The 25870-nt window shown below is 67.9% G+C and carries 20 protein-coding genes and 5 pseudogenes; 17 read left to right on the top strand and 8 right to left on the bottom strand.

The annotated features are described in order from the left end of the window. The first annotated feature begins 393 nt into the window (after positions 1-393). The 3 genes and pseudogenes from ACZ7L0_RS37545 to ACZ7L0_RS37535 all read left to right on the top strand — a co-directional run bounded on the left by ACZ7L0_RS37545 (position 394) and on the right by ACZ7L0_RS37535 (position 2770). Positions 394-705: an EthD family reductase gene (locus ACZ7L0_RS37545; protein ID WP_060905596.1), complete on the top strand. Its 312-nt coding sequence runs from the start codon at positions 394-396 to the stop codon at positions 703-705. A gap of 110 nt (positions 706-815) precedes the next feature. After that, positions 816-1697, top strand: coding sequence for a PhzF family phenazine biosynthesis protein (locus ACZ7L0_RS37540; protein WP_471247053.1), 882 nt, complete (start codon positions 816-818; stop codon positions 1695-1697). 66 nt (positions 1698-1763) lie between these two features. Beyond that, positions 1764-2770: pseudogene (locus ACZ7L0_RS37535) on the top strand (IS630 family transposase). A gap of 52 nt (positions 2771-2822) precedes the next feature. Here ACZ7L0_RS37535 and ACZ7L0_RS37530 read toward each other — a convergent pair. Continuing rightward, complete coding sequence (locus ACZ7L0_RS37530; protein WP_471247052.1) at positions 2823-3536, bottom strand: hypothetical protein; 714 nt, start codon at positions 3534-3536, stop codon at positions 2823-2825. A gap of 75 nt (positions 3537-3611) precedes the next feature. Between ACZ7L0_RS37530 and ACZ7L0_RS37525 the strand changes: the two genes are divergently transcribed. Then, positions 3612-4471, top strand: a protein-coding gene (locus tag ACZ7L0_RS37525; protein ID WP_471247051.1) for an IS5 family transposase whose coding sequence is annotated in 2 segments (ribosomal slippage) — positions 3612-3668 and positions 3671-4471 — 858 coding nt in all. Because the reading frame shifts where the segments join, the coding sequence is not laid out codon by codon here. Between the two features lie 67 nt (positions 4472-4538). Beyond that, a complete protein-coding gene (locus tag ACZ7L0_RS37520) occupies positions 4539-5435 on the top strand; it encodes an aminoglycoside phosphotransferase family protein (protein WP_471247050.1) in 897 nt (298 codons plus the stop codon). A 66-nt stretch (positions 5436-5501) separates the two neighbouring features. Here the strand turns inward: ACZ7L0_RS37520 and ACZ7L0_RS37515 are convergent, their stop codons facing one another. Next, complete coding sequence (locus ACZ7L0_RS37515) at positions 5502-5945, bottom strand: integrase (RefSeq protein WP_471247049.1); 444 nt, start codon at positions 5943-5945, stop codon at positions 5502-5504. Between the two features lie 1559 nt (positions 5946-7504). Between ACZ7L0_RS37515 and ACZ7L0_RS37510 the strand changes: the two are divergent. The 4 genes and pseudogenes from ACZ7L0_RS37510 to ACZ7L0_RS37495 form a co-directional block, all read left to right on the top strand. Then, positions 7505-8596 (top strand): annotated as a pseudogene (locus tag ACZ7L0_RS37510) (ABC transporter substrate-binding protein); the annotation flags it as partial. After that, positions 8595-8741, top strand: a pseudogene (locus tag ACZ7L0_RS37505) (carbohydrate ABC transporter permease); the annotation flags it as partial. The pseudogenes ACZ7L0_RS37510 and ACZ7L0_RS37505, both read left to right, overlap by 2 nt. Before the next feature lie 642 nt (positions 8742-9383). Continuing rightward, positions 9384-10904, top strand: a complete 1521-nt coding sequence (locus ACZ7L0_RS37500; protein WP_471247084.1) for an RICIN domain-containing protein — start codon at positions 9384-9386, stop codon at positions 10902-10904. Positions 10905-11044: 140 nt separating this feature from the next. Beyond that, positions 11045-13462: a ricin-type beta-trefoil lectin domain protein gene (locus ACZ7L0_RS37495; protein ID WP_471247048.1), complete on the top strand. Its 2418-nt coding sequence runs from the start codon at positions 11045-11047 to the stop codon at positions 13460-13462. 138 nt (positions 13463-13600) lie between these two features. On the opposite strand, the gene ACZ7L0_RS37490 is transcribed toward ACZ7L0_RS37495, so the two are convergent. Then, on the bottom strand, positions 13601-13825 hold the full coding sequence (locus tag ACZ7L0_RS37490) for a hypothetical protein (RefSeq protein ID WP_471247047.1): 225 nt from the start codon (positions 13823-13825) through the stop codon (positions 13601-13603). Positions 13826-14305: 480 nt separating this feature from the next. Between ACZ7L0_RS37490 and ACZ7L0_RS37485 the strand changes: the two are divergent. The 5 genes and pseudogenes from ACZ7L0_RS37485 to ACZ7L0_RS37465 all read left to right on the top strand — a co-directional run. After that, positions 14306-14928, top strand: a pseudogene (locus tag ACZ7L0_RS37485) (class II fructose-bisphosphate aldolase); the annotation flags it as partial. A 21-nt stretch (positions 14929-14949) separates the two neighbouring features. Beyond that, positions 14950-16614, top strand: coding sequence for an RICIN domain-containing protein (locus tag ACZ7L0_RS37480; RefSeq protein WP_471247046.1), 1665 nt, complete (start codon positions 14950-14952; stop codon positions 16612-16614). Positions 16615-16648: 34 nt separating this feature from the next. Then, on the top strand, positions 16649-18637 hold the full coding sequence (locus ACZ7L0_RS37475) for a ricin-type beta-trefoil lectin domain protein (RefSeq protein ID WP_471247045.1): 1989 nt from the start codon (positions 16649-16651) through the stop codon (positions 18635-18637). Beyond that, positions 18622-19275, top strand: a pseudogene (locus ACZ7L0_RS37470) ((2Fe-2S)-binding protein); the annotation flags it as partial. The gene ACZ7L0_RS37475 and the pseudogene ACZ7L0_RS37470, both read left to right, overlap by 16 nt. A gap of 29 nt (positions 19276-19304) precedes the next feature. Further along, positions 19305-20168 carry a xanthine dehydrogenase family protein molybdopterin-binding subunit gene (locus tag ACZ7L0_RS37465; protein WP_471247044.1) on the top strand — a complete coding sequence of 288 codons (864 nt, stop codon included), beginning with the start codon at positions 19305-19307 and terminating at the stop codon, positions 20166-20168. 104 nt (positions 20169-20272) lie between these two features. On the opposite strand, the gene ACZ7L0_RS37460 is transcribed toward ACZ7L0_RS37465, so the two are convergent. Then, positions 20273-20419 carry a hypothetical protein gene (locus ACZ7L0_RS37460; protein WP_471247043.1) on the bottom strand — a complete coding sequence of 49 codons (147 nt, stop codon included), beginning with the start codon at positions 20417-20419 and terminating at the stop codon, positions 20273-20275. Between the two features lie 224 nt (positions 20420-20643). Here ACZ7L0_RS37460 and ACZ7L0_RS37455 point away from each other — a divergent pair, with 224 nt between their 5' ends. Together ACZ7L0_RS37455 and ACZ7L0_RS37450 are read left to right on the top strand one after the other, a co-directional pair. Then, a complete protein-coding gene (locus tag ACZ7L0_RS37455; protein ID WP_471247042.1) occupies positions 20644-21024 on the top strand; it encodes a TipAS antibiotic-recognition domain-containing protein in 381 nt (126 codons plus the stop codon). Between the two features lie 570 nt (positions 21025-21594). Further along, entirely contained in the window at positions 21595-22047 is a 453-nt protein-coding gene (locus ACZ7L0_RS37450) for a hypothetical protein (protein WP_471247041.1), read from the top strand. Here ACZ7L0_RS37450 and ACZ7L0_RS37445 read toward each other — a convergent pair. The 4 genes from ACZ7L0_RS37445 to ACZ7L0_RS37430 form a co-directional block, all read right to left on the bottom strand. Continuing rightward, the gene (locus tag ACZ7L0_RS37445) at positions 22016-22762 is read right to left on the bottom strand and encodes an NAD-dependent epimerase/dehydratase family protein (protein ID WP_471247040.1); all 747 of its coding nucleotides are present in this window, start codon (positions 22760-22762) and stop codon (positions 22016-22018) included. The two genes, ACZ7L0_RS37450 and ACZ7L0_RS37445, sit on opposite strands and share 32 nt — an antisense overlap. After that, entirely contained in the window at positions 22759-23937 is a 1179-nt protein-coding gene (locus tag ACZ7L0_RS37440) for a macrolide family glycosyltransferase (RefSeq protein WP_471247039.1), read from the bottom strand. The genes ACZ7L0_RS37445 and ACZ7L0_RS37440 overlap by 4 nt, the downstream gene beginning before the upstream one ends. Next, the gene (locus ACZ7L0_RS37435; RefSeq protein WP_471247038.1) at positions 23921-24499 is read right to left on the bottom strand and encodes a flavoprotein; all 579 of its coding nucleotides are present in this window, start codon (positions 24497-24499) and stop codon (positions 23921-23923) included. The genes ACZ7L0_RS37440 and ACZ7L0_RS37435 overlap by 17 nt, the downstream gene beginning before the upstream one ends. Before the next feature lie 157 nt (positions 24500-24656). Next, entirely contained in the window at positions 24657-24797 is a 141-nt protein-coding gene (locus tag ACZ7L0_RS37430; RefSeq protein ID WP_015657133.1) for a hypothetical protein, read from the bottom strand. A 306-nt stretch (positions 24798-25103) separates the two neighbouring features. On the opposite strand from ACZ7L0_RS37430, the gene ACZ7L0_RS37425 reads away from it, so the two are divergent. Next, positions 25104-25870: glycosyltransferase (locus ACZ7L0_RS37425; RefSeq protein WP_471247037.1), on the top strand; the 767-nt coding region annotated here is incomplete at its 3' end.

Here is a 25870-nt window from a genome sequence, read left to right as displayed (position 1 = left end):
CAGTTCGCCTACACGGGGTGCAGCCAAAGTACGGCCGAAACCGGCAATAGGCTGAGCGGCCCTCGGGTTTGCGCTGGTGAGGGCAGGGGATCACGCACACCGCCGATTTCGAGTCCGCCCTCAGGGCTCTCGCGAAGGCCGCGGCCACCGAGCCCGGTGTGCTCGACTATGGATTCTGGCGCGACCCGACCCACCCGGGCCCTCCCCGATGTCGTAGCCTTCGTCGGCGACCTCCCGCTGTGGCTGGCCACCGACTCCCACGCGCTCCTCGAAACCACCTCCGTCCTCACCCAGATCCCGATGCTCCGCACCTGGCGAGGTCGGCGGCAGTTCTTAGCAGGAGCTCCCAGGTCACCCGGAGTGTTATGGTCTCGTCTCTGGACGGAGGTCGTCATGCACAAGTTGGTGGTCCTATATTCCAAGCCCGCCGACCCTGACCACTTCCGCGACTACTACGTGACCAACCACCTTCCACTGGTCATGAATTGGCCCGGCCTGCTTGCGTGGCGCTACAGCTTCGACGTGGCGGCGACCAAGGGAGAAGCGCCGTATTTCGCGGTCTTCGAAGGCGACTTCGCTGACGCCGCCGCCATGGCCGCGGCGCGGGCGTCGCCGCAAGGCCAGCGGGTGGCCGCCGATGTCGCCAACTACGCCACCGGCGGTGCGGTCATCATCCACTATCCGGTGCAGGACGGCACCGGCTGAGGCAGGACGGTACGCTCCGGGACGCGTTCGGTCGGCCGTTGCGGCCAGGTCCGGCTATCGGCGGAACGCCGTTCGCGGTTGGCGGTTCGTTGAGCGTCAAAGGTGGGCAGATGTCCTGGCCGAATGTCACGGTGGTTGATGCGTGCGTGCGTCGCGACGGCCGGGGCGGCAGCCCCACGGCCGTCAGCGACGACGACCCGGCGGCGACGGACGCGGACCGGCGTGCGGTCGCTGCTGCGGCCGGCACCTCGCACACGGCGTTCCTCGGGCCGGGGCGGACGCCGGACGGTGGCTGGCCGGTCCGGTTCTTCACCGCCACCGCCGAACTGTCCGGCTGCGGCCACGGCACCGTTGCCGCGCAGGCCGTCCGGTTGACCCGCACCGCGCTGGGCGAGCTGAACGACCGCCAACACACCGGCGGGCGCACGTTCGACACCGTCGCGGTCCGCCGCCCCGCCGGCATCGAGGTGTGGTTCGACCAGGGCCTCGTCGCGCTGCGTCACCCGGCACCGGACGAGCGCGCCGCGATCGTCGCCGCGCTCGGGCTCACCGCGGACGACCCGCATGCGACCGACGCGCCACGGATCGCCGCGCCCGGCGCACCACGCATGCTGGTACCGGTCCACGACCGGTCGGCGCTGCTCCGAGTCCACCCACACCTCGGCAGGCTGACAGCGGCGTGCCAGCGGTACGGGCTCCTCGGCTGTTTCGTGTACGCACCGCCGGTGGGCGACCGACCGGGTGCGGCGCGGATGTTCGCGCCGGCGATCGGTGTCGACGAGGACGTCGCCAACGCCAACAGCACCGGCTGCCTGGCCGCCCACCTGCTCGACGCGACAGGGGCACAGACGGTCGCGATCGAGGTGGAGCAGGGTGACACCCTCGGTCGACCGGCCAGCGTGCTCGCTTCGGCCCGACGCGGGCCGGCGGGCATCACGACCCGGGTCGGCGGGTTAGCGGTGGTCCGCGACGGACACCGAGGCGACAACTAGAGATCTTTAGCGGTTGGGGTTACCTCGGGGTGTGACGACTGGCTCGGATCGGTCTATGCCGGAGGGATGAAGTATCCCGACGGTGGTGGGCTGATGGCCGAGGAGCGGGCTCGGCGCGAGCAAGTCCGGTTCGAGGCTGCTGATTTGATCGAGTCGGGGGTCAGTGACACGGAGGTGGCCCGGCGTTTCAGAGTGACGCGGATGTCGGCGAACCGCTGGCGCCGGGCCCTTGCCTCGGGTGGCCGGCAGGCCTTGGCTTCCAAGGGCCCTGGCGGTGCCCGCTGCAAGCTCGACGACGTCAACTGCGCTTGCTGGATGCGATATTGGACGGTGGTCCGGCCGCGTGCGGCTGGCCTGACCAGTGCTGGACGCTCGCACGGATCGCCGAGGTCGTGGGCCGCCGGTCCGGCGTCGCCTACACCCTGGCCGGGCTGGACCTGTTGCTGCACCGGATCGGGTGGAGCGTGCAGGTGCCGACCCGCAAGGCCGCCGAGCGCGACGAGTCGCGGATCGCCGTGTGGAAGGAGGAGCAGTGGCCCGTCATAAAAGGAGGGCGGCGGACCTGGGCGCCTGGCTCTGCTTCGAGGACGAGGCGGGTCAGGGGCTGAGGCCGCCCAAGGGCCGCACCTGGGGCCGCGGTCGCACCCCGATCGTGAAGGTCACGGCCGCGGGCACGAAGCGCGTCTCCATGGCCGCGCTGATCTGCACCAAGGCCGGCCGCAAGGCCCGGCTGATCTACCGCATCCACCTGGACCGCGGCCCCGCCAAGGGCCGACGCAAGGGCTTCAACGAGACCGACTACGCCCGCCTGCGGGATGCCGCGCACCAGCAACTCGGCGGTCCCCGCGTCCTGGTGTGGGACAACTTGAACACGCACGTCAGCCGCACCATGCGCGAGCTGATCCCGGCGGCGGCGTGTGGTCACGCCTGAAGAGATCACTGGCCAACTTACGAAACACGACCTCGACCAGCTCACCGCGCTGGTGAAGACGCGACTGAAGCGGATGCAGTACCGTCCCGGCATCATCGAGGGGTTCATCACCAGGACCGGACTCGACCTCCAACCGCCGTAACCCCCACCTTCAAAGACCTCTAGTCGGGCCCGTCTTCAAACGGCGGTGTGGTTCACCTGCTGATGGTTGCCTGACGCAGGACGCGAGGTGTGGACACGTGGCCATCCCGAAGAACCGGGGCTTCTACAAGCACGGCGACATCGGTGGTCAGGGAACGACTGGCGCCGTTCTCGGCCAGCCAGCGGGCTGCTGCCACGGTGCCATAGGTTGACCAACCGCCGATCAGCACGACGCGCTTGCTCGGGTTGAGAGGGTTCACGGCTCGAACGATGTAGCCGCAGTCACGCACAACCTCGCTGTCGGCGGTATCTCCCGTGTAGGCCGTCCCTTCCCATGTGATCGCTCCTCCGCCCAGCCGGAACGGCAACGCCTCCGCCATGGCCTCCAGGATGCGGCGGGCTGCCTCATTGTTCTTCGGTCCGCCCAAGATGAGCAGGTCGTGCTCCATCTCGTTGCCCGGCAAGTGCGCCGACAGGCGGACCTTCTCCAAATCGAGGTCCCGGTAGGCGTGGGTGAGAGAGGGGATGAGCACGGACAGCGCCCGGACCTGTCCCAGACCGGCTACGGGTCGCTGGTAGCGGCCAGTGTCGACGTAGGAGGTGTCCAGCACTATGGAGAGTTCGCCTGCGTTCAGGTAGCGCCACGTGCGACGTGCGGGCAGCCGCTTGAGCACGAACCAGCGCATCAGGGTGCCGACGCCGGTAAGCACGGCGGCCACCACTGCACTGAGAATCTGCGAGCCGACGGCCCCCGCAATAACATCCATGGCGATCTCCCCCTCCGCGCGGCCAGAAGCTAGCGTGCGCGGGTTTCCTGAGTCGCCCCTATTGGATCACGGGCCGTGCATCGACATGAACTCACTGACCAGGCATGGGAATTACTCACTCCGCTAATACCCGGGCTGGAACCGGCCGCCCCCGAGTAGACGACCGGCGGATCCTCAGCGGCATGGTGTTCAAGATCCGTACTGGGATTACCCGGCGGGATCTACCCGAACGCTACGGTCCCTGGAAGACGGTCTACACACGCTTCCGGCCCTACGCCCTGCGAGGCGTGTTCACCCGCGTCCTGCAGCAGCTCCAGACCCGGGCGGACGCGGCTGGGAACATCGACTGGCTGGTACAGATCGACTCCACCATTGTCCGCGCTCACCAGCACGCCGCCAGCACGGGCCGAACAGCCGCTCAACCACGGCAGGAAGAACGGGACGATCACGCCCTTGGCCGGTCCCGCGGAGGACTGACCACCAAGATCCATCTTGCCTGCGACGGCCGCGGCCGCCCCCTGGCCGTGCTGCTCACCCCCGGTCAGCGCAACGACAGCCCGTGTGCACGCCCTTTGCTGGAACGCATCCGCGTACCGCGAACCGGACACGGCCGCCCACGCTGCCGCCCCGATCACCTGATCGCGGACAGGGCCTACAGCTCCCGCGGTTTCCGGGCCTACCCGCGCCGGCGCGGGATCGCCCACACCACCCCCGAAAGCTCCGATCAGAAAGGCCACCGTCGGCGCCGTGGCAGCAACGGCGGTCGCCCGCCGGGCTTCGACCGACAGATCTACCGGCGCCGCAACAGCGTCAAGCGGTGCTTCAACCTGCTCAAAGGCTTCCGTGGCATCGCCACCCGGTACGACAAGACCGCCACCAGCTATGAAGCAGCGGTCTGCCTCGCCTCATGCCTGCTCTGGGCAAGATCCCTTTGAAGACGGACCCGAGATGTTCCGGAGAGCGAGAGCCGTTCCGCCTGCCGCCTCAGTACTGTGAATTCGCATGACCGACACCGAGATCGAGATCACCGCAGACCTGGTCCGCGACCTGCTGCAGGAGCAACATCCAGACCTTGCAGGGCTGGCCGTCCGCGAGGTGGCGGGCGGGTGGGGCAACCAAATGTGGCGTCTCGGGGACGAGTTGGCCGTGCGCATGCAGCGCATGGACCCCACCCCGGAGCTCCAGCTCAAGGAGCGGCGGTGGCTACCCGTGCTGGCTCCGCGCCTGCCGCTCCCGGTGCCGACTCCGGTGCGGTTCGGTGAACCGTCCGTGCGCTTCCCCAAACACTGGACCGTGATGACGGGGGTTCCCGGCGAGCCGCTGGACCACGGCTCGATCAGCCGCGGTGCCCATGCGGCCGACACACTGGCGGGCTTCCTCCGGGCGCTCCACGTGGAGGCGCCCGCCGAGGCGCCGATCAGCTCGGACTTCGGCGCTCACCCCAAGAAGTGCACGGACGGCTTCGACTACTTCTTTGAAGCCGTTGTTCCCGGCGGCATTGCCGACGAGGTCCGGGCCGTCTGGGACGATGCCGTTGCGGCCCCCGAGTGGGAGGGCCCGCCAGTATGGGTGCACGGTGACCTTCATCCCGCGAACGTCGTCGTCTCGGACGGAACGCTTTCGGGCATCGTCGACTTCGGTGCCATGTGCGCCGGCGACCCGGCCTGGGACCTCGCCGCCGCATGGGTGCTGCTACCCGCGGGCACGGCCTCACGGTTCTTCGACATGTACGCGCGTGCAGACAAGGCGGCGGTCCGGCGCGCCCGCGGGCTCGCCGCGATGAAGAGCCTCTTCCTGATGCTCATGGGGCGGAACGGAGACCGGGGCCTTCCCGGCGGCAAGCCGAACTGGGGACCTGTCGGCCGGGCGGCACTTGATCGTGTTCTGAAGGGCGTTTGATGCACGCTTCTTTGAACTTGTTCTCGATCTTGGTTGAGGGCCGTGCGACAGCCCACCTTCGTGGGTTCATCGACCGCCACGCGTTGTAGGCATGCCAAGGTCCACGGCCGTATGCTGCCCGTGGCCCCGATCGAGCTGACGGAGCTTCTCCTCGGCACCAGCCAGGCCGACCTGGAGACGTTCGAGCTCGCCGAGCGAGCCTTCCGTCTCGGCTTCGGCGATTCGGGCGATCAAGTTGTCGCGGATCTCGCCAAGCCGCGCCCGTTGGGCCGGGTCAGGTCGGAGGAGCGAGCATCTGACGCAAGCGTGCTCGTGGATGCAGGCGGTGCCGTGGGCGCGGGCGCAAATGCCGACCGAGAGCTTGCGGCGTTCGAAGTGGCCCAGGAAGTCCTCCCACTCGGTTTCAGTGGGGGTGCGGTACTCCTCGGCGGGGCGCAGGGTGCGGCGGCGGGTGACGAGGGCGCGGTGGGCTTCGATGGTCTCGGTGGGACAGACGGCGTTGTAGCCCATGGTGGTGTTGATGTTGGTGTGGCCGACGATGACCTGGGCGATGTGAGCCGGTGGCTGTCTGCAACCCGCTGAGGATGGAGTTGGCCTTGGCCCTGACGGTCTCCTTGCTGTCCGATTCGTTGAGCCCCTCGGGGACGACGGCACCGAAGGCGAAGTTGTCTCCCGGCCTGGCCCAGTTCACGCCCTTGAACTGGCCGGCGTCCAGCACCGCCTCCTCGGCGCCGGCCGATGAGGCCCCGGACAGAACACTGATCGGACCGGCGATCAGTGCGGCCAGGAGGCTGGCCGCCATGTCGCGGGAGCGGATACCGGCGGGGCGGAGCGCGGTGGAGTGACACTGGGCCTGGTGTCCTGGATGCGGTGCGTCTCCTGTCCTTCTGTGCGCGCGGCTCTGCGCGGGCCGCGGATCGATGTGGTCGACCAGGTGCCGAGGCCGGGGCGACTTGGTCGAGTTCGGGGCTGTCGAGGGGGTGCCGGCGGCCTTCTGCTCGGCGGCTGTCAGTTCACGGCGAAGCCGTCGAAGTCGGCATCGCGGAGATGCCGCGTGGTGAGCGGTGGCGACCGCGACGGCTGACCTGGGTGGCGGTGGACAGGGTGGTGGCGCTGCCATTGCCGGTTGGCAAGTCCAAGGAGCCGGTGCCGCCGCAGTCCCACTCAGTGCGCCTGCGTCTGGGCCGCAAGGATCACGGTCCGGGTGAACTGGGTGCCTTGGTGACCTCGTTGCGAATGGCCCAGTCCGGCATGGGCCCAGACGTTGACCCGCGTCCGGGAGTCGGCACAGGCGATCATGGTCGATGTCTGCTGCGCAGCGCGGTAGGTAGAACGCGCCGCACTCATCGGCCGAGATGCAGCTCTCTGCGCCTGATGCTGCCATGGCGAACCGCTCACTCAGCCCGAAGCGTTGCGTGGGTCGAGCCGACGGAGTGCCAGGTGGTTTCGACGGTGCCGCCTCCGACGCGGACCAGCAGCGGTGCTTGGACGTTCGTACCGCAAGAGTGAAGCAACCCAACCGGGCTCGCTGCCAAGGCCGTTGTCGCTGCGCAACCCGGCCTGCCTGCGGATGGAGGCCGGGCCTGCGACGGCTTTCCGGAGTGGTTGACGTTCCCAGTTGCTGCTCATTGCCGACATGCTGACGTCCCTGTCTGGAGTGGGGCTACTGCATTTGCGACTCGGCGTGAAATGGCTCAGATGGCGCCAGGTGCCGGAAAGTTAGGGCTCCGCCGAAGACTTTGGCTAGGGGTTGGACGAAGGTCTCTCAAAATTCCTCGGAACTGCGCGAAGGGCTGTACGGCATTCGATATTTCGAACCGCACACTCGTGCCACGGGAGCGCACCCATCGCGTCGGCCCTGCGGGAATCCGGCAACGGGCGCCAGGGGAAAGCGATTTCGCCAGGTTGTCGGTTTTCGCGGGGGTCACGCAAAGGTCGTGCGCGACTCTTGACGTTCGGCAGGCCGAACGGGTCTCATAGGCTTGCTGTTCGGTCTCGTTTACTTCTGATCGATCGTGTGTCCTTGCGGCCTGGAACGCGATGGCCGCTGCCCTGCCCCAGGAGTCGTCATGCAGCTCTCTTCCTCCGGTCTCTCCTCTCCTGGCCCCGACGGCCGCACGCTGATGCGGGGGATGGGCGGGGCCGTTGCGCCGGGCGCCGGCATCGCCCTGCTGAGCGCCTGTGGCGGCAGCGGTACGGCGAGCGACCCGAAGACCGTGACTCTCGGGTCCCACGCGTCGGACGCGGTGCCGAAGAAGGCGTTCGCCGAGACCTACGCGGCGTTAGAGAAGCAGTCCGGGATCACGGTCGACGTGAACACCAAGGACCACAACACCTTCCAGGAGCAGATCAACTCGTATCTGCAGGGCACGCCGGACGACGTGTTCAACTGGTCCGCCGGGCACCGCATGCAGTTCTTCGCGGCCAAGGGGCTGGCCACGCCGATCGACGAGGTGTGGCAGAAGATCGGGGGGCAACTTCCCGGACGCCATGAAGGCGCTCAGCAAGGGCGAGGACGGCAAGTACCACTTCCTGCCGCTGTACACGTACCCGTGGGCGCTCTTCTACCGAAAGAGCGTCTTCAAGGAGAAGGGCTACGAGGTTCCCACCACCTGGGACCAGCTGGTCGCCCTGTGCAAGCAGATGAAGAAGGACGGGCTGGTCCCGATCGCCTTCGGCGACAAGGACGTCTGGCCCGCGCTCGGCACCTTCGACCAGATCAACTTCCGTACGAACGGCTACTACTTCCATGTCGAGCTGATGGCGGGCAAGGCGTCCTGGACCGACGCCAAGGTGCGCAAGGTCTTCGACCTGTGGGCCGAGTTCCTCCCGTACCATCAGGACGGCGCGGTCGGCCGTACCTGGCAGGACGCCGCGCAGTCGCCGGTGTCGAAGAAGGCCGGCATGTATCTGCTGGGCACCGTCGTGGCACAGAGGCCGAGGCGATCTGCCTCAAGGCCGACTCCAGCGTGGTGGCCGCCTCCAACAAGGCCGACACCTCTTCGTACACCCCGCTGCAGAAGAAGGCGTACGGGATGATCTCCGGCGCCAAGCACCTGACGCAGTTCATGGACCACGACAGCCGCCCGGACTTCACCTCCACGGTGATGCAGCCCGCGCTGCAGAAGTTCATCCGCGACCCCGAGGGGATCGACAGCCTCGGCCCTGCACAACCTCTCCGGCCCGTACTTCACCGACCCCAACCTGATCGCCGCCCGCGCCCTGCTCACCGCGATCCCCACGCTGATCGTGTACTTCGCGCTCCAGCGCCAGTTCGTCAGCGGCCTCACCCTTGGCGCCAACAAGGCTGACCATCGGCCGCCGCCGGCCCCTTTCCGCCTTCCCACCCCCCCATTCCTCTGGAGCCGGTATTGCGCACAGGGCGGCAGTTACCCCTTCCCAGCACGAGCGCCAACGCCCCACGACGCCAAACCCGATCAAGAGCAGGTGACTCCGGACAGATGAATGCCGACCTCTGCTGCAGGTGCAACCGCTGGACAGACGCCCCCATTTCCGTGGGCCACATCCAGCGGTCCAGTGCCCCCGACCGGACGCTGTCCGTCTGCCCGAACTGCATCCCCTGTTTCACCTGAGCCGCTCTCGCAGCCGACGAACCCCATCCGTCCCGCACCAGTAGCCGCCGGCGGGGCGCCGATGACGGCGTCGTCGGCCACGGCGACGGCCTCGCCAGGCTCCTGCCGAGCTGCCGTTGAACATCTCCGGGAAGTCCGCTGAACGGGACTCGGCCGAAGGCCGACAGCGGACGTACCCGACGTCCAATCCCTCGATCTAGGCCCCCTCACACATCATGTCAGCGCCGATCCGGGGTGGGGCCAACCCTCATTCTCGATCAGGCCCGGCGCGGATCGACGAATGGGGCCAAGAGCCGCCCGAGGGTGGGTTCGACCTCCTTCCCGAAGCCGCCCTCCCGTTCACGAAGGAGCAATGATGCTCAGACGTGTGCTGACGGCATGGCTGGCCGCCTGTGCCAGCGTGCTCGCACTCCTGGTGGTCGGGCCGCCCGCCCATGCCGTTCCGGTCACGTTGACCAACCCCATCGATTTCACCGGGACCAATGGCGACCCCGTCGACGCCCACGGTGGCGGGGTGATCAAGCACAATGGCTCCTACTACTGGTTCGGGGAGAACCGCCACTCGGACAACACGTTCAAGGCCGTCTCCGTCTACAAGTCGTCCGACCTGAAGACGTGGGAGTGGGTGGGCGATGCCCTGAACGAGGCGAGCGATCCCGAGCTGGAGTCCGCCAAGATCGAGCGTCCCAAGGTGATCTACAACAGCACCACCAAGAAGTTCGTCATGTGGATGCACAAGGAGAATGCCAGGGACTACCTCCAGTCCCGCGCCGCCGTCGCCGTCTCCGACACGATCGAGGGCCCCTACGACTATCAGAGCAGCTTCCGGCCGCCGAGCGGCACCGAGTCCCGGGACATGACGCTGTTCGTAGACAAGGATGCGAACGGCAATGAGACCGCCTACCACGCCACGGCCGCCAAGGACAACGCCGACCTGCGCATCTACAAGCTCAACTCCGCCTTCACCGGGTACGACACCAACTACAAGGTGAAGGAAGAGGTCGCCCTGGTCGCCAACCCCTGGCCGGGCCAACATCGGGAGTCCCCGGCGCTGTTCAAGCGAGACGGTGTCTACTTCATGTTGACCTCCGGCACCAAGGGCTGGAATCCCAACCAGCAGAAGTACGCCACCTCCACCAGCCTCAGCACCGGTTGGTCGGAGATGAAGGATGTCGGTAACGACATCGCCTACGACTCCCAGACCACGTTCGTCCTGCCCATCCAAGGCACGTCGGGCACCTCGTACCTGTACATGGGCGACCGGTGGGCCGGCGCCGATATCAGGGGCAAGCGCCCGGTCAACGAATCCACGTACGTCTGGCTGCCGCTGACCTTCCCGACCAAGACCACCATGAACCTGCCCTGGTACCCCCAGGTCGAAATCGACACGGCGGCGGGGACGGTCAAGGGCGCGGGCGGCGGTCCCTACTACAACCTCGTGGCCCGGCACAGCAACAAGTGCGTCGACGTCAAGGACAACTCCTCCGCCGACCACAACTCCTCCGCCGACGCCCCCGATACCCAGAAAGCCCCCGTCGTCCAATTCACCTGCAACGACGGCCTCAACCAGCAGTGGCGTCTGGAGGGCGCAGGCGACGGCTATTACCGCATCCTCGCCCAGCACAGCGGCAAGTGCCTGGACGTCGAGAATGCGTCCACCGCAGACGAGGCCTTCGTGAACCAGTACAGCTGCGGCAGCGGCCAGAACCAGCAGTGGAAGTTCGACGACCAGGGCAACGGCTACTACCGCCTGGTTGCACGACACAGCGGCAAGTGCCTGGACGTCCCGGCCGGCTCCAAGAACGACGATGTCCGCCTCATCCAGTACACCTGCGGTACCGGCACCAACCAGCAGTTCACGCAGCCCAAGGTCTGAACCTCCTGGGTCGACGCATTTATGCGCACCACCGCACGCGAGGCGGGCCTCGCGTCGGGCGCTCCCCGGACATGCTCGCGTACCTCACCGTCACCGACACGAGAGGCGACACCATGCCCAGATCGGTTCCTCGTGCCCTCTTGGCAGTCTTCGTGGTCTGCCTTTCACTGCTCGCCCTTCCGCCGACGCCGGCCGCGGCGGCCCCAACGACAAACATCACGGTCGACGGGACGTCCGGCGGCCGGACCTTCGACGGCATCGGGGCGATCAGCGGCGGCGGCGGTAACAGCCGCCTGCTGGTCGACTACCCGGAGCCGCAGCGCAGCCAGATACTGGACTACCTCTTCAAGCCTGGCGTCGGCGCCTCGCTGCAGACACTCAAGCTTGAGATCGGAGGGGACACCAACTCCACCGACGGCGCCGAAGCCAGCCACGAGCACACCAAGGGCGATGTGGACTGCGACGCCGGCTATGAGTGGTGGCTGGCCCGCGAGGCCAAGGCTCGCAATCCGAAGATCAAGTTCGCCGGCCTTGCCTGGGGCGCGCCGGGCTGGATCCCCGACGGGAACTTCTGGTCCTCCGACACGATCGACTACCTGATGGGCTGGATGGACTGCGCGAAGCAGCACAACCTGACCATCGACTCTCTCGGCGGCTGGAACGAGCGGGGCTGGAAGGCCTGGTGGTACGTCGACCTCAAGAAGGCGCTGGTCTCGAAGGGCTACACAACCAAGGTCGTGGCGGCTGACACCGACTCCTGGGCAGTTGCCGACGACATGAAGGCGGACGCGGCGTTCCGGGACGCGGTGGACGTCATCGGCGTGCATTACCCGTGCGGCTACAGCAACGGCGGGGCCATCGGCAACAACGCCCCGTTCACCACCTGTAACAGCACGAGCACCGCGCAGAACATCGGAAAGCCACTGTGGGCCAGCGAGAACGGATCACAGGACACCGAGGCGGGCGCCGCGCCGGTGGCACGGGCTCTCAACCGGGACTACATCGACGGTCGGATGACCGGGTACTACAACTGGCCGCTCGTGGGCTCGCTCTATCCGAACACGTACTTCGCCTTCAATGGACTGGTGTCGGCCAACCAGCCCTGGTCGGGCCACTATCGCGTCGGCAAGACCACGTGGGTCATGGCCCACACGACACAGTTCGCGCAGATCGGGTGGCGGTACCAGGATTCCGCCAGTGGCTATCTGGGCGGTGACCGGTCCCACGGCAGCTATGTGACGCTGCGAGCGCCCGACGGTGACGACTACAGCACGATCATCGAGACGACGGAGGCCACCGCCCCGCAGACCTTGGATGTCCGGGTCACCGGCGGCCTGTCCACTGGTCGGATTCACGTGTGGGCCACGAACCTCAACACCAACTCGGACAGCGCTGCTGACAACCTGGCGCACACCACCGATGTCACCCCCTCCGACGACCGGTACACCGTGACGCTGGAGCCCGGCCGTGTCTACACGCTGAGCACGACGACCGGGCAGGGCAAGGGCACGGCGGGATCACCGGCGGCCTCGTCGCTGAGCCTGCCGCAGTCCAATGACTTCGAGACCAAGGGCGCCACCTCGTCTCCGAGGTACTTCACGGACATGAACGGTGCCTTCCAGACCGTGTCCTGCGGTGGCGCACGCGGGGGCACATGCCTGCGTCAAATGGCCACGGCCGCCCCGATCCGATGGACCGGGGAGTCGTATTACGCGCCGTACACCTTCATGGGCGACGACTCGTGGAGCAACTACACGGTCAGCGCGGACGCGATGCTGGAACAACCCGGCGCGGTGGAACTCCTTGGCCGCGTGACCATGCAGGGCAGGAACAACGGCGGCCTGGAGGCGTATCACTTGCGGGTGAGCGATACGGGTGCCTGGTCGATCCTCAAGAGCGACTCCGCGTGGAAGTTCACCTCCCTGAAGAGCGGCACCACAGCGGCCCTCGGCACGAACCGCTGGCACTCCGTCGCCTTGACCATGCAGGGCCCAACCCTCACCGTCAGGGTCGACGGCACGGTGCTGGGCAGCGTCACCGACTCGACCTACGCTCACGGCCGTGCCGGTCTGGGCACGGTCGACTCCGCCGCGGCGACGACCGGCGGCGGATACAAGACGCAGCAGTTCGACGCCTTCTCCGTCACGCCCGGGACCGATCCGGTCCCCGCCCGTGTCGGCCCCGTCCCTTCGGGCATCTCCGGCATGTGTCTGGATCTCCCCGGAGGCAACACCGCTGACGCCACGCCGGTGAAGACCTACAGCTGCAACAACAGTTTCGCGCAGATCTGGACCCACAACCCGGCCGACGGCACGGTCAGGATCGGCGGCAAGTGCCTGGACGTCCCTGAGCAGGCCACGAAGAACGGCACCAAGGTTCACATCTGGCCCTGCAACGGCGGAAACAACCAGAAGTGGACTCCGCAAGCCGACGGCACGCTGCGCGGCACGCAGTCCGGGCGATGCCTGGACGTCCCGGGTGGCGGCACCAGCCCTGTCGAGCTTGTGATCTGGACCTGCAACGGCGGCAACAACGAGAAGTGGAAGCTCCCCGGCTAGGAAGGTGGGACGGAGATCCCTTGCCATCCAAGGGATCTCCGTCCCACCTCGCCACCTCCGACAGCCTCATCCACCCTGCCGATCCTCTGCCCATGTGGCCAGCGCCGACGCCATCAGATCTGCTCGCCCCCTTCCGGATCACGGTGCGATCGGCTCGCGCGACACGGCCCATTCCGTCCCGAGGAGGACGTGCGACATGATCAGTCCCCGATCACGGTGAACGCCCCCGACTCCGGCGTACCCAACCCGGTCCGGTACGCCCGTCAGACCGTACTCGATCAGCTCGCCGAACACATCGACGATCCTGGTTTGCTGGAAAGACCTGGCCGCCATGGCCTGCGAGGCAACCACGAACGCCGCCATCCACGCACCCGGACCCTGCGAGCTGCGGATCATCTCCCACGAAGGGTTCCCGCTGGTCATCGAAATCGCGGACACCGGCGACGAGTTCGACGTCGTCGCCGCCCGACTCGCCGCGGAGCAGTCCCGGACCAGCTTGGGGCCCTGCTGGACGGCGGCCGAGGGCTCGGCATCATCGCGCGGCTCTCCGGGGGCCGTTGGGCAGTCCACCTCACCCGCCTCTACTCAGCCGCCGCCGACGGCAAATCCGTCTCGGAATCCACTCGGAATGAGGAATGCTGATGAGCCACGTTGCCGAAGAGATCTCCAGTCGGCCGGAGTGCCGGCTGCGCGCCTCGTCCCTGCTCGGTGAGTACGACAGCGTGCTGCCTCGGGCCGGCGAGCGGGTCGCGGTCGTCGGTTGGGGGACATCGTGGTTCATGGCCCAGTCGTACGCGACGCTGCGCGAGTCCGCCGCGCAGGGGCAGACGGATGCGTTCACACCGTCGCTCGGCGGCCCCTGTTGCCGTGCACCTCGACCACGCCGAGTCCGTCAACCTGGTAAGGGAAGCGGTGTCGTTGGGTTCGTCTCGGTGATGTTCGACGCGTCCAAGCTCGCCGTCGAGGACAACGTACGGCTCACCCGCGAGGTGACCTCGTACTGCCATGAGCACGGGGTCTGGGTGGAAGCCGAACTCGGTGAGGTCGGCGGCGAGGACGGCGCACACGCCCCCGGGGTGCGCACCGATCCCGACGAAGCCGCGTCGTTCGTCAAGGCGACCGGTGTCGATGCCCTCGCCGTCGACGTCGGCACCTCGCACGCGATGGTGCAACGCACGGCCTCACTGGACTTCGACCTCATCGCCCGGCTCCGCGCCGCAGTACCCGTATCGCTGGTCCTGCACGGCTCCTGCGGGGTCGGTGACGTCGACCTCGCCGAAGCGGTGGCAGCCGGGATGACCAAGGTGAACATCGCCACCCACCTCGACCAGGTGTGCACCGGCGCGCTCCGCAGCCACCTCGTCGACCACCCCGCCGAGGTCGACACCCGCAAATACCTCGCCCCCGGACGCGCCGCGATGGCCCAGGAGGCCGCGCGGCCGCTGTGCCTGCTCCGGGCCGGATGAACACTCAAGAAAGAGGCTCTCATGCGAATAACCAGACATCTCGCGGTCCCGGTCGGCCTGGGCCTTGTGGCCTGCGCCCTGACCGGGGCCGGCGCTACGGCCCACGCGGCCTCGGCAGCACCCGCTTCCGGCACCGTCTACACCCTGACGAACGCCGCGAGCGGCCAACTGATGGACGTCAGATACGGCTCGACCGCCCCCGGCGCACCCGTCGTTCAGTGGCCGTCGAAAGACGAGGCCCACCAGCAATGGTTGCTGACCCGGACCAGCTCCGGCGCCTATACCGTCAGGAGCGCCAACAGCGGCCTGTGTCTGGACGTTCCCGACCCGCAGAGATCCGTTCCGCAGCTCGTCCAGAACACCTGCAACGGCTCCGGCAACCAGCAATGGAAGATCGAGTCCGTCGGCGGCGGCGCCTACACCCTTGCCAACGCCGCAAGCGGCCTGCTCGTCGACAACAAAGAGTCGTTGGACAAAGAGGGCAACGCGATCATCCAGTGGCCGTCCAATGGCGGCGCCAACCAGCACTGGACCCTCACACCGGTTCTCACTCCGCTCACACGGGTCGGCACTTACACCGCCGGCCTGATGTCCAACGGACCCTCCTTCACCAACCAGAGCATCCGCATGGTCGCTCACACCACTGTCGCAGGATCCAAGCTCCGTGTCCGACTGAGCAACCGCTACGGCACCTCACCGCTGACCATCGACGCCGTCGACCTCGCCCGGGAAGGCAGCACCCCCGGCACCGCCGTCCCCGGCACCCATCACACCGTCACCTTCAACGGCAGCGCCTCCGTCACCATCCCCGCCGGGCAGGACGTCGCCAGCGATCCGATCCCGATGGACGTGGCCGCGAACACAGACCAGCTCGTGAGCCTCCACCTGCCGGGCACGCCCGCCGGCACCACCTGGCACGCAGAGGCACAGCAGGATGCTTGGGTCTCCACCGTCGGCAACCACGTCACCGACGACGGCCTCGGCAACTACCCGACCAAGAAGTGGTCCTGGTTCTTCCTCGAAGGCCTGGACGTCACCTCCTCGACCGCCACCGGAACACTGGTGTGCGTCGGGGACTCCATCACCGACGGCGTCGGTTCCACTTGGGGCGCCAACCGCCGCTGGCCCGACTACCTCGCCCAGCGCATGAACTCCGCCCCCGGCGGCCCCACCCTCGGCGTCGTGGACGCCGGCATCGGCTCCAACCGCGTACTGACAGACGTCAACGGCAACAACCCCAGCCTCCAGACCCGATTCGACCACGACGTGCTCGGCCAGCCCAACGTCAAGAGCGTGATCCTGCTGGAGGGCATCAACGACATCGGCGGCAACCTCGGCTCCAACGGATCCACCCCTCTGACCGCCACGGACCTCGAGAACGGCATGCGCAAGGTGATCGACAAAGCCCACGCCGTCGGCGTGAAGATCATCGGCGGGACGATCCTGCCCTACGAGGGCGCCGGCTACTACACGCCTGACGGCGAGAAGGTCCGCCAAGCCGTCAACCAATGGATCCGCACCAGCGGCGCCTTCGACGGCGTCATCGACTTCGACAAGGCAATGCAGGACCCACGCAATGCTCGGGCCCTCAACGACGCCTACGACAGCGGCGACAACCTGCACCCCAACGACGCCGGCTATCAGGCGATGGCCAACGCGGTGAACCTCGCCCAGCTCACGCCGTAGCACCGTGTCAGCCTTTCCTTCCCTGGAGTGCCGCATGTTCCGAACCGCTGCATGTAGTTGGACCAGGCGCGTCATCGCCCAGGCGCTCGCCGCCGGACTCGCCGTCGCCGGCCTGGCGTCCCTCGACCGGCCGGAGACTTCGTCGCCCCTGTCCGCCGAACCGGCTGCCGTGAGCACCCATCAGAACGATGTCACTCCACCGCCCATGGGCTGGGCGTCGTGGAACGGCTTCCTCAGCAGCATCGACCACAACGTGATCAAGCAGCAGGCCGACGCCCTGGTCTCCTCGGGTATGGCCGCCGCCGGCTACGAGTACGTCAACCTCGATGACGGCTGGTGGCAGGGCCAACGCGACGCGAACGGCAACATCGTCGTCGACGAGAACCTGTGGCCCGGCGGTATGAAGGCCATCGCCGACTACATCCACGGCAAGGGCCTGAAGGCCGGCATCTACACCGACGCGGGCAAGAACGGCTGCGGCTACTACTGGCCCACCACCCGGCCCGCGGCGCCCAACACCGGTATGGAGGGCCGCTACCAGCAGGACCTGGAGACCTTCCAACGCTGGGGCTTCGACTACGTGAAGATCGACTGGTGCGGCGGCAAGGAGGAGGGCCTGGACCAGGAGACCCAGTACAAGCAGATCGCCGCCGCCAACGAGGCCGCCTCGGCCGTGACCGGCCGCAAGCTGGTGCTGTCGTTCTGCGAGTGGGGCACCGGACGGCCCTGGAACTGGGCCACGGGCTACGGAGACCTTTGGCGCACCAGCCACGATCTCCTCCAGCCCAAGGAGTCTGCGAGCCTGACGAAGATGTACCACAACTTCGACGAGGCTCTGCAGCCCGCGGCCCAGCACACCGGGTACTACAACGACCCCGACATGCTGACGGTCGGCGTGAACGGAATGACCGCCGCCCGCAACCGGCTGCACATGAGCCTGTGGTCGATCGCCGGCGCCCCGCTGCTGGCCGGCAACAACGTGGCCACGATGAGCACGGAGACCCGCGACATCCTCACCAACCCCGAAGTCCTCGCAGTCAACCAGGACCCGCGCGGTCTGCAGGGCGTCAAGGTCGCCGAGGCCACACGGGGCCTGCAGGTGTACGGCAAGGTGCTCTCCGGCGCCGGCAAGCGCGCGGTGATGCTGTTCAACCGCACCGGCTCCGCCGCGGACATCACCGTCCGCTGGGCCGAACTCGGTCTGACGTCGGCGTCCGCTTCTGTGCGCAACGCCTGGACCCGCACCGACGCCGGTTCCTTCGCCACCGGCTACACCACTTCCGTCCCCGCGAACGACGCGGTCCTGCTGACCGTCTCCGGCACCGAGGCCTCCGGCTCGACCTACGAGGACACCACCACCGCCACCACCCCGACGTTCAGGAATGTCACCGCCTCCGCAGCGGGCACCAAGCTCGTCGACATCACCTACGACAACGGCGGAAGCACCGCCCGTAAGGCCACCATCCAGGTCAACGGCCAGTACAAGTACGTCGTGGCCTTCCCGCCGACCGGCTCGGTCACCACCTACCGGACCGTCTCCGTGCTCGCGCATCTGGCCAAGGGCGCGAACACCGTGAAGTTCGCCGCGATCTCCGGCAGCACCGCACCCGACATCGACGCCCTCCGCGTCCAGGGCATCCCCGGCACCGATGGCACCGCCCTTGTCGGCTCCGCGTCCGACCGCTGCCTGGACATCGAGAAGAACACCTACGTCAACGCCACCCAGGCGCAACTCTGGGACTGCTCCGGCGGACGCAACCAGACCTTCACCCACACCTCGCGCGGTGAACTCGTCGTGTACGGCAACAAGTGCCTCGATGCCGACGGCAACGGCACCAAGGCCGTCATCGGGGACTGCACAGGAGGCACCAGCCAGAAGTGGACGGTCAATTCCGGCGGCACCATCACCAACGACCTCTCGGGCCTGTGCCTGGACGCCTCTGGCGCGGCAACCGCCAACGGCACCCGGCTGATCCTGTGGACCTGCAACGGCCAGGCAAACCAGAAATGGACCCTGACTTGACGAGACCAGTCGAAGTGACAGATGTACCCGGGACGACCGAGACGCAGGCTGAAGGCCCGATCAGAAAGGCAGGGCACTCCATGCCGGACGAGGTGTCCCCTCACCCCGGTCGCCGCACCGTGGTGGCCGGTGGGCTGACCGTTGGAGCCGCCGTCGCGGCCGGTACGTACCTGTCCGCGACGTCGGCGGAGGCCACCGAGGCCCCCGAAACGACGCGACAGCTCTCCCTCACCGTCAACGGCGAGCGCCTGAAGCTCGCTGTCGGCCCGCGCAGCAGCCTCCTCGACACTCCGCGCGACGAGGTCGGCGTCACCGGCCCCAAGAAGGGGTGCAACCAGGGGGCGTGCGGAGCGTGCACCGTGCTGCTCGACGGACGGCGGGTCCTGTCGTGCCTCACCTTCGCGGTCCTGCACGACGGGCAGGAGATCACCACCGTCGAAGGCGTCTCTGACGGCGACCGCCTGCACTCGGTGCAGCAGGCCTTCATTGACCACGACGCGTTCCAGCGCGGCTTCTGCACCTCCGGGCAGATCATGTCGGCTGTCGCGCTGCTCGAAGAGCAGCCGGGGATCACCGAGGACCGCATCCCCGAAGCCATGAGCGGCAACCTGTGCCGGTGCGCGGCCTACTGCAACATCAGGGACGCGATCGCTCGGCCTCGGCCACGATGGCCGACACCGGTTACCTGGAGAATTGCTTCCCGCTCGCCGACGACAAGATCACCTACTACGGGCAGCACCTCGCGATCGTCGTCGCCAAGAGCCTGGAGCAGTCCCTGCACGCGGCGTCGCTCGTGGACATCGACTACGAGGTGGACGCGTCCGTGCCCACACTCGACGAGGCATTGCCCGACGCCTACACCGCGAGCGGACGTCTCATCCGCCCGCCATGGCCGCAGCACCTGGTGCTCCCGCCCGGCGCCGACCCGCAAGCGGCGCTGGCCGGCGCGGACGTGCGTACCGACTCCACCTATCGGGTGCCGCACTTCAGCCACGTGCCGCTGGAGCCGGGCGCCGTGGTCGCCGAATGGTCGGGCGGCACGCTCACGCTGCACGACTGCAGCCAGGGCGTGCACGGCCACCGGGAGGTCGTGGCCGCCGTGTTCGGGCTGCCGTCGGAACGCGTCCGGGTGCTGTCCCCGCTGGTCGGCGGGGCATTCGGCAACAAGACCGACGTGTGGGGGCACTCCCTGCTCGCCGCGCACGCGGCCAGGGTGGTCCGACGCCCCGTCAAACTCGTGCTCAGCCGCAAGCAGGTGTTCACCTCGACGGGCCACCAGCCGCCGATCGTTCAGCGCATCCGGCTCGGTGCCAGCAGGGAGGGGAGGCTCGCCGTGATCCTCCACGACACTGTGAACGCGACCGAGATGCGCGGTGACCGGCCCGAGCCTGCAATCATCTCCACCGCCTCCTCCGCCGAGACGGTACGGACCCTGGCCACCCGCTACGAAGGGTGGCCCTGGGCAGAGGGTTCTCCCGACCGGGGCACCGGCCACCCGCACCCTCCGCCCTGCACCCGCACATGCGAGTAGGACCCCGTGCGCGTCTTCACCCAAGGAGTGCAGCTTTCTTGACGACGACAAGACTCTAGACCCGTCCCATCGACCCAGGTCAGCGGCACTCCTCACTTCTTTGATCACACATCGGACGGCCACGCTCGTGAAAGCGCGATGCTAGTGACCGCGTAGACGGTATTGATGGTGACCTTTCCGGTCTTGCGGTCGGTGCGGCGGCGCTTGATCTGGATGGCCTGGCGGGCGCCGGGGAACAGCAGGCTGCCCACGGTGGCGACCTTGATCCGGCGGATCTCGCAGCGCCCGTGGCCGGTTCCTTCGTCCGACCCAGGAGCGGAATGTCCCGCCAGGGAAGCGACTTGAGCTGCATGCGGAGACTCTTCTGGCTGCCCTTGACGAATCGACACAGCCGCTCAATCAAATAGGTTGCCGAGCCGGTGGGCCTGTGTCACTGTTCCGCCTGGATCAACAGCCGGACAAGAGAATTGGCGCCATGGGGAATCAGTACGAGGAAGAGTGTCGTCGGTCGTTGGCCGAAGAGCAGGCGAAGAGCCTTTCCGAGACCAACAACTGGGAGCACGTTGACAGGCCTCAGGTCCACCAGGACTGGGACGTGCTGTACCGGGAGATCGCGGCCTGCCTGGACGGCTCCCTGCCCGGGGATCCCCACATCCAGGAGCTCGTCGGTCGGCATTTCGACATAGCCTGCCGGTTTTACGCCCCCAGCAGGCAAGCGTACTTCGGCATGGCACTCTTCTATGCGGAGGACGACGCCATGAGGGAGTTTCACAACTCCTACCATCCCAGGATGGTGGAATTCCTGGGTGAGGCGATGAGGATATTCGCCGAACGGGGAGTCGGCTTCACTTCGTAGTACTCCTGCTGCAGATCGTGATCTTGCCCGTTGGCAGGGCAGGGCTTCGGTGTTTCGTGTGGCGTCCGGTTCCTGACGGTTTGTCGGGTTACTGGAACGGGAGCAGGCACGGCTTCCAAGATCATGGAGTTCTCGACGCCCCCCTTCGACAGGCTCTGCGGGGACGGCAGGTGGCAGGGAATTCTGGGCCGTCCAGGCCGACGCTGATGCCGAGGGTCCCGCCTCCGCCGCGAGGGTGGGGATGGCTCGCGGCGGGGTGCGGTCGCGGGGGAAGGCGGGCGGCCCGAGTTTGCCACAGGCGGGCTGGCGCGGCTCGGCGTCCTCCGGATGAGTGACGTGACTGAGCTGGGGCGCATGTGACGGGGGCACCTGGTGGGGTGGGTGAAGTGGCGGCAACGGCACACCGCCGAGGCCGTAGCGGAGGGCGGACGTGGGCCGGCGGTGTGATCTTCGCGTGGGGGAAGCTTCTGCGCCGGGCGGTAGCGCCGCTGCCCAACCCTCGATTCAGGTCAGGAGATTCGGGGAGCGTTGTCTAGACCTCTGCGGGGTCCGTCGGGCATGATCGGTGGCATGGAGAGAGCACATCTGCCGACCACTGAGTCCGCTGTCGCAGCGATTCGTGACCTCGCGGTGGAGTTCGGGGTGAGCATGACCGTCACCGACGACATCGGTGCCGACCAGACCTCTCGCCGCACCTCGGCCGAACTGTTCACCGTGTTCGACCCTGACGGCTCGCTGCCGCACGAGGCATTCGTGGAGCTGGCCGGGTCGCCCTCCGTCAGCGTCCGGCTCTTCCCCGAGGACGACGCGCGGATCACCGTCGACGGGGTGGAGTTCAACGATGTGCCGCGGGACTCCGTGCCCGGGTTCCTGCGATCCGTCTACGGCGGGCTCGCCCGGACCAAGGGCCGGCTGTTCCCGCCCGGCCAGTGGCTCATCGTGCCGCTCCCGGGGGACGAGACCTACAAGGAACTGATCGTGGACCTCAACCTCACACCGTGGCTGGCGCGTAGCGCGCGATGAGGCCGTCCAGGTAGGCGGGGCCGAAGCCGAAATGCGCGGCCTCGGGGACGTAGGCCCGCATCCGGCCGGTGGAGATCCGCAGGGACTCGGGCGGCACCTGGTGCGGGATCCGGTGCACCCGCGTGCCCAGGGCCGCCTCGAGGGTGGTGACGATCTCCTCGGCCGAGTAGGAGAACCCCGAGGCCACATTGACGGTACGGCCGTGCACCCCGAGGTCCAGCAGCCGGTTAAGCACCGTGGCGAAGTGCCGTACGTCCAGCAGGTCCCGGCGCGCCCCGTGGTGGACGGTGACCGTGCCCGAGCGGATCTGACGCACCAGCGACGGGATGAGCTGGGCCGGGTTCTGGTCCGGGCCGACCAGATGACTCAGGCGCAGGATCAGCGCGGTGGCGCCGGAGGCGGTGACCAGTCGTTCCATCGCCAGCTTGTGATGGCCGTAAGGCGTCAGCGGGGTGATCCGCGCGCTCTCGTGACCCTCGCCCTGTCTGCCGTACAGGCCGGTGGCCGCTGTGGACAGCAGGACCAGCAGCCGGCGCTGCTCCCGGCAGCGGCGGACGGTGGCCGTCACCAGCCGTGCCTCGCGGGCGAACTGCTCCGACGCGGTCTCCGAGGTTCTGGAGACTCCCGCGGCCAGCACGGTCACCCGGTGGTGCGGAAGCGGGTGGCGGCGGAGGTAGCGGGCGATGAATCCGTCGCCGATCACTTCGGCGCTCATACGGGAGCGAGGCGACGCAGGACGGCATCGGCCGCGGCGGGGGCGCCGCCCGCGCGGCGGATCTCCTCGCGCATCGCGGCCACCCGCCGGCGGACGCCGTCGTGCGTGTGCAGGCGCAGTGCCGTGGTGCGCAGGGCCGCCGGCGTGACCGAGCGGAACGGGATCGCCGTGCCCAGCCCCAGCTCACGCACGCGCCGTGCGGTGCCGGCCTGTTCGGGCAGCCGGGGCACCACCAAAGACGGCACGCCGTGCTGGAGTGCCTCCATCGTGGTGGCCATCCCGCCGTGGTGGATCGTCAGGGCGGCATGGCGCAGTACGGCCCTGTTGGGCACCCAGGAACGCGCCTCGACGTTCGCCGGAAGCGGGGGCAGGTCGCGGCAGTCGCCGGTTGCCATCACGACGTGCCAGGGGAGATCGGTGAACGCTTCGGCGGCCGTCGCGAAGAACTCCGGGTGGGCGTGGTCGATCGAACCGAGGGAGACCAGGGCGACGGGGGTGTCCGCGTCGGGCGGGGTCCAGTCCGCCGGTTCGGGGGCCGGCGTCGGGCCCACGAAGGCGTACTCCTCGCCGAAGGTGTCGCCGTCCGGCTGGAAAGAACGGGGTATGAGAACCAGCCCACCCGACAGCGCCGTGGTCAAGTGGTCCCGCGGCGTGGTCCGTACGCCCTCCGCCACTAGGAACTCCGCCAGCCGAGACAGGAATTCGGGCGCCACGGGGTTCGCCTCGGGCGTCCCGGGCGGGGCCAGGGACCAGTGGTGAGATGCCGCCAGGTACGTCCAGACCTGCATCGACGGGATGCCCCACCGGGCGGCGAGGACGCTGCCCGCGCCCGCAGGGTCCTCGGTCAGGACGAGGTCGGGGCGGTTCTGCGCGAAGGCCGCCGTCAGCTGGGGCAGTGCGGCGCGGGCGTCGTCGAGGTAGAGCAGCGGCAGCCGGCGGATGTCCGTGGGCCAGTCGGCCGGGTCCGCGGGGAGCGAGGAGCGAACCGGCACGGGCGTGGCACCGACGGACTTCACCAGCGGCGCGAACTGCTCGGTCGTGGCGTAACTGACGTGGACACCGCGCCGTACCAGCTCGGCCACCGTGCCCAGCAGCGGGCCGATGTGGCTGTACGCGGCGGCCGTGCAGACCGCCACGTGCGGGGCCGCCGCTCGCAGCTCAGCGGGAGCCCGCACCGCTCACCGCCTCGTGCCGGGCGCGGAGGTCCTCCAGGCTCCCGAGGAGGTTCGGGAGGGTGTCCGGCTGGTTGCCGTCCTGGCGTCCGGTCGTCATGCTCAGCCCCCTCACCGGCGGGCGCAGCACGACATTGGCGCGCTGCGCCAGCCGCGCCCGGTGGTCCGTCATCGCCGCGCTCTCCCAGCCTCCCGGGGGCAGCGCGGCGGCCAGCGCGATCGGCGCCTTGGTGCATTGCAGCGCCATCGTCACCGGAGTGTCGGCGAGGCCCTGGGCGAGGCGGGCGATGAAGTGCAGGCCCGCCGGATATACGGCGATCGCATCCGGCCAGCTCGCCAGCTCCACATGGAGTTTCCGGGTCTGCGGCTCCTCGGACCAGGAGTCCTCGAAAACCAGTCGGTTGGTGAGAACCGAAAGGCCCTCCCGGGTCACGAAACGCTGCGCGGAACGCGTGAGGACGATACGCAGTTCCACCTGCGGATAACTGACCTGGAACCAGTTGACCCACAGCGGAAGGAAAGCGGCATTCGAAGAGCCGGTGCCGACCAGGAGAAGGCGTTTCACCCCGAGAGGAGGAATCGGGATGGGCGGCATACCCCAGTTCTCTTCACTTGTCATCGCGCACATCACCTGTCATCGCACACTCCGGTCTCCTGGGCGACAGCGTCCAGCCGTCCCCCGGGAGGCAGGGCCTCCCGGGGGACACGCATCAGGCCGATGCTCAGCAACCGCACCAGGAGCAGCAGCAGGCGCACAGGATGGCCTGTGCCTCGTTCTCGTCCGCCTCGACGGTGAGGAGCTCGTCCTCGGTCAGGGCGTCCAGCTCCAGCAGGTCATCGGCCAGCAGGTCGGCGACGGGCATGGTGCCTCCTTCGACAAGGGATATTCCGACGGATGGGGAATGCATCCGCGGGCCGACCGAAGTCCGGGCGGCGGTCGCCATGTTCTCCGGGGGAGCACCCCGAATTCTTCCGCCGGCCCGCTGGTTTCTCGCTCCCCGCACCAGTAGGAGGTAATCCGTCCGTCTCCCACCCGGGTGTGAGACGCGGGCTCACCATCCCGCTCTCACGGCAATGGACGCAGCCCGCGCATACCGAACGGGCAGAATTCTTTGCTACGTTGCCGGTCCGATGACAGTTCTGCCCGCCCGGAAAACACAGGTGGTTCGATGTCCCATATCGCCTTCTTCAACATTCCTGGAACCGGTCACGTCAATCCGACGGCGGGGATCGTCGCGGAACTCGTGGCGCGCGGCCATCGCGTCAGCTACGCGGTCACCGCACGCCAGGGCGCGGAGGTCGAGGAGGCCGGCGCCACGCTGGTGCCGTACGAGTCGACCATGCGGCAGACCCGGAACGCGATGAACGACCTGGAGAGCGTCGACCGGTTCACCACGGGCGACTTCGTGCAGGTGCTGCGGGGCCTGGTGCGGGAGACCGAGGCGGTGTACCCGACGCTCGCCGAGGCGTTCGCCGGTGACCGTCCGGACGTGCTGGTCCACGACGGACTGTCCGGGTGGACGGGCCGCCTCCTCGCGCACAGCTGGGGGATACCCGCCGTGCGGAGCATCCCCACGCTGGCCGCGAACGAGCACTGGTCGCTCGGGACGGACGGGGAGTACGCGACCTTCGAACCGGAGCACGCCGGACTGAACGCCGTCTACGGGGAGATCGCCAGCATGCTGGCGGACCTCGGAGTGGGCCTGAGCGCCCAGGAGTTCTTCGGGAGCAGCGAGTCGGGTCCGGCACTGGTGTTCATCCCGCGTGAGTTCCAGTTCCGGGGTGAGACGTTCGGGGAGGACTTCCACTTCGTGGGGCCTTGCTGGTCGGAGCGCCGGTTCGACGGGGTGTGGAGTCGGCGGGCGGGTGGTGAACGGCCGTTGGTGTTGGTGTCGTTGGGGACGATCCACAACGATGATCTGGGGTTCTTCCAGAC

The sequence above is a fragment of the Streptomyces sp. NPDC039424 genome (assembly GCF_055639495.1).
This window is presented reverse-complemented; position numbering and strand designations above follow the sequence as displayed.